The organism is Psychrobacter sp. PP-21 (genome assembly GCF_033790785.1).
GTDB lineage: Bacteria > Pseudomonadota > Gammaproteobacteria > Pseudomonadales > Moraxellaceae > Psychrobacter.
Map to the genome: position 1 here is coordinate 1 of NZ_JAMYEB010000039.1, position 3960 is coordinate 3960.

Sequence of the window (3960 nt, forward strand, 5' to 3'; positions counted from 1 at the left end):
ACCAGACTAGAATCCAAAAGGGTTTGGGCTATAAAACGCCAAGACAGGTGTGGTTTGATTTTTATCGTCAAGCTGCGTAACTAAAATCTCCCAAGTCAATGTCTACAGATTTGACAGCATAGGTCAGAATTAGATGCTATTAAAACTGCCCATAATCCAAATGGTACATATTATGGTGGTAAAGCGAGTGAGCATAAAAAAGGTCTGATCAAGACGTTTAATGGATATATGGCTGAAGGATACACAGAGGATGAGATTTATGAGGCTATGGTAGATCAAGGGGTTGCCATGGTCTATATGGGACAAGGGCTTTGCTATGGTGGTAGAGCAGAAGAGTATGACTCAAGCCTACCATGTATTGGTTCGCTACGTTGTAACCCTGCTCGATGCAAACAAGCCGTTGTAACTACCAAGCATGCTCCTAAATGGCGTGAAGTTTACATGTTAAATAAGAACAACCTCAATAAACCAGAATATTTGGAGTCTCGTGAGCAAATTCTAGCAGCAATGAACGAGGCCAAAATGGTATTGGAAAATCTTGGTGAGGCAATCGAACTATGAGTAATGAAGCTTATGATCAAAAAAATAATGATGACTATGAAGCAATAACTTCTGCTCTAAATATTGCCCTAATAGATCTTCAAAATAATAAAAAACTAAAACCCACTATAGCGCAACTTTCGAAGATGACTGGTATTCATCGAAATACTATTACAAACCGTGGTTGGCCTGTCCAAAAGCTAAATCAGCTCAAAGATATCAGAAAAGCTGAAGAGAAATCGCGTAAAGAAAAAAAAGCTATAGATAACGCTGATGTTAAGAATGTGCTTGAAGCAAAGATGATTCAAGCACAAAATGAGGTTATCTACTGGTTTAATGAATATCAAGATATAAAAAGAGTCGCTCAACACTCAGATAAACGGTTACAAAAAATGAAAGAGTCACGAGATTATTATAAAAAACAATCTGATACAGATAAAAGGTCGTTATTAGAAGCTAGACAGGAGATTAAAAAACTGAGACAAATGTTAGCTTTAAAAGATGCAACACCGAACCAGCTGATGCACTAATGGGAGTTTCCTAAAAACTGTGTAACTGCTTATAATCCATTAACAGGAGAATAAGCAATGACGACTCAATCTGACATTAAAAAACTAGCCGAGCAAATGGCTGGTAGCATGAACAGCTTCGATGACATCAAAGACTTCCAAAAGCAGCTCATGCAATCCTTTATTGATACTGCCTTAGAGGCTGAGATGGAAGAGCATCTCGGCTACCCTAAACATGAGAAGGCAGACAAGCCCAATAAGCGCAACGGCCACACTAAAAAGACCGTCCGCAGTGACACAGGCAATCTTGAGATCTCCACCCCAAGAGACCGTGATGGTGACTTTGAACCTGCGTTAGTGCGTAAGCATCAAACCCGTATCAGTGGCCTTGATGATAAAATAATCATGTTTTATGCCAAGGGTCAAACCACCACTGAAATTGTCGAAACCATCAAAGACATCTACGACGTTGATATATCAAGCTCTCTTGTCTCAAGAGTCACGGATAAACTCTTAGATGACATCACCGCATGGCAGAACCGGCCACTGAGCAGCATCTATCCTATTGTCTATCTAGACTGCATCGTCGTGAAGATACGTCAAGACAAGCAGATCATCAACAAAGCCATTTACTTAGCCCTAGGCGTTAACCTTAACGGTAAAAAAGAGCTGCTTGGTATGTGGCTCTCAGAGAATGAAGGCGCTAAGTTCTGGCTAGGTGTTCTTACCGAGCTTCAAAACCGCGGGGTACAAGACATCTTAATCGCTTGTGTCGATGGTCTAAAGGGCTTCCCTGATGCCATTAACACCGTCTATCCAAAGGCACAGGTTCAGCTGTGTATCGTACACATGGTACGTTACTCCATGAAGTTCGTACCTTGGACGGATAAAAAGGCCGTAGCGGCTGATTTAAAGGCCATCTACGGTGCTGATACCCTTGAGATGGCAGAGGCCAATCTTGAGCACTTTGATGAGACTTGGGGCAAAGATTACCCGCACGTGGTCAAGTCTTGGCGTAATAACTGGGAGGGCTTAACGGTGTTCTTTGAATATCCGAAAGACATCAGAAAAGTGATTTATACCACCAATGCGATAGAGTCGCTAAACAGTGTGATTCGGACGGCAGTGAATAAGCGTAAGGTCTTCCCGTCTGATCAGGCAGCATTCAAAGTGGTGTACTTAGCCACCCAGCAGGCGTCTAAAAAGTGGTCGATGCCAATCCGTAACTGGACGTCTGCTCTGAATCGTTTTATGATTATGTTTGATGACCGTATCAGTAAGCATTTAATCTAAATGGCAGTTACACAGAATCTGGGATGGTCTCGCACTAATCTATCGAGACCACCTTTGTTATAAAAGTATAAACTTAATTTCCTTGTACTTAAAAGCTAGCGAGAGCTTAGCTAATAAGCATATATCCCATAGTACAAATCACATATATTAATACTTCATGCCTAATAAAAGTTTATCAACCTTCTCAGCTTTCACTTTATGCTTATATCAAACTGAGAATGGATAGGCAATAGACTCATGATACTGGTATCCTTCAACTTTAAAGTCATCCAATGTTACCCATGTTTCAATATCTTCGAGAGACTTAATTTCAGGGTTAATATGAAGCTTAGGTGACGGATAAGGTTCGCGTTTTAATTGCACGTCACGCATTAATTCTAATTGATCTTCATAAATATGTGCATTTACGATCTTATGATAAGCTTTTCCGGCCTCGTGGCCCGTAATTTGAGCCATGAGAGCTAGTAAGGTAAACACTTGAATCTGATTAAAATTTTGACCTAATGGTACATCACATGAACGTTGTGATGAAGTCAAATAAAGCTTTCCACCTAGCAACGAAAATGTATGAGTATGCATACAAGGACGTAAACATCCCATATGAAACTCACCTGGATTGTAGAAGGTTAGAATTTCACCTCGATCATCAATACCGTTTCGCAAGTTATTATAAATCTTACGAAGTTGGTCAAACTCCTCTCCTATTGAATTACGCCATCTTCGTCCCTGTACACCATAAACTCGGCCCATATCATCCTTACCTTTACGATAAGGATTAGCTAGCCAGGCTGCATTTTCATTGGCATTGGCGTTCCATGTATTACATCCAATAGCTCGAAACTGATCTGCGCTATCATAACCACGTAGATATCCCAACAACTCTGCGATAGCTGCTTTCCAATAACTCTTTCGAGTAGTTACTAAGGGAAACTCATTAGCTCCTACGTTGTAGTCTAAATCAGCATTAATAACGGTTAAGCAGCGTTTTCCAGTTCGTTCATTCTCTACCCATACACCCTCATCAACTATACGTTGACATAAATCTAGATACTGTTTCATTCAATAACCTTAGTTAGACTACAAACTTAGCTCAAAAGGTGATTTTTGTTGAACTGCGTGGACAATACATTTTACCTTTTGATTTCATTGAGCATTATAAAGTTTCAAGGCTCAATTGTACAAACCTGTTCGTAACAACTGATTGTCTTAATAACTTATCAACAGACTATGCCCCAATGGAGCCAATGAAACCGAATCCTTCTATCTAACATCATTTGCTATAAGATACTTTTATGGAAACAGTCGGCTTGTAGTGGTCGAAAAAGATGACTGGAAGTTAGGTGCTTACCATTGTCCAAAGTGTAATGCCGATACTGTTGATAGCTTCGTACTTGTCGATTATTATGAAAATGGGTGCAGGATTGTCGCTAAGAAGATAAAAGCCTATGATTTATTTAATAGAAAGTATAGTCAGTTCACTATAAAAGAAATACAGCCCATATCCTGAAACAGTTTAGGCAGATTATTCTCCATCCACCCTTGGCGTAGAAACTTAGCCTGTGCCCACTTCTTCTCGATAGGGTTCAGATCAGGGCTGTACGGCGGCAGCCATAAAATA

The 3960-nt window shown here is 40.2% G+C and carries 5 protein-coding genes; 3 read left to right on the forward strand and 2 right to left on the reverse strand.

Annotation, left to right across the window (positions count from 1 at the left end; translation table 11 throughout):
- The first annotated feature begins 228 nt into the window (after positions 1–228).
- From NJD71_RS13315 to NJD71_RS13325, 3 genes are read left to right on the forward strand one after another with little or no spacing between them, the layout of a single operon-like run.
- The gene (locus NJD71_RS13315) at positions 229–561 is read left to right on the forward strand and encodes a hypothetical protein (protein WP_319052386.1); all 333 of its coding nucleotides are present in this window, start codon (positions 229–231) and stop codon (positions 559–561) included.
- Positions 558–1070: a hypothetical protein gene (locus NJD71_RS13320; protein WP_102077602.1), complete on the forward strand. Its 513-nt coding sequence runs from the start codon at positions 558–560 to the stop codon at positions 1068–1070. The genes NJD71_RS13315 and NJD71_RS13320 overlap by 4 nt, the downstream gene beginning before the upstream one ends.
- A gap of 57 nt (positions 1071–1127) precedes the next feature.
- Positions 1128–2342, forward strand: coding sequence for an IS256 family transposase (locus tag NJD71_RS13325; RefSeq protein ID WP_319052387.1), 1215 nt, complete (start codon positions 1128–1130; stop codon positions 2340–2342).
- A 207-nt stretch (positions 2343–2549) separates the two neighbouring features.
- Here NJD71_RS13325 and NJD71_RS13330 read toward each other — a convergent pair whose 3' ends face one another.
- Positions 2550–3401 (reverse strand): thymidylate synthase, encoded by an 852-nt coding sequence (locus NJD71_RS13330; protein WP_319052388.1) that lies wholly within the window; start codon positions 3399–3401, stop codon positions 2550–2552.
- A 411-nt stretch (positions 3402–3812) separates the two neighbouring features.
- Complete coding sequence (locus NJD71_RS13335; protein WP_319052389.1) at positions 3813–3959, reverse strand: transposase; 147 nt, start codon at positions 3957–3959, stop codon at positions 3813–3815.
- Between the last annotated feature and the right edge of the window lies 1 nt (position 3960).

Excerpts from the sequence above, each read along its gene's own strand:
- NJD71_RS13315 (WP_319052386.1), top strand. The coding sequence starts at position 229 with ATGGCTGAAGGATACACAGAGGATGAGATTTATGAGGCTATGGTAGAT.
- NJD71_RS13320 (WP_102077602.1), top strand. The coding sequence starts at position 558 with ATGAGTAATGAAGCTTATGATCAAAAAAATAATGATGACTATGAAGCA.
- NJD71_RS13325 (WP_319052387.1), top strand. The coding sequence starts at position 1,128 with ATGACGACTCAATCTGACATTAAAAAACTAGCCGAGCAAATGGCTGGT.
- NJD71_RS13330 (WP_319052388.1), bottom strand. The coding sequence starts at position 3,401 with ATGAAACAGTATCTAGATTTATGTCAACGTATAGTTGATGAGGGTGTA.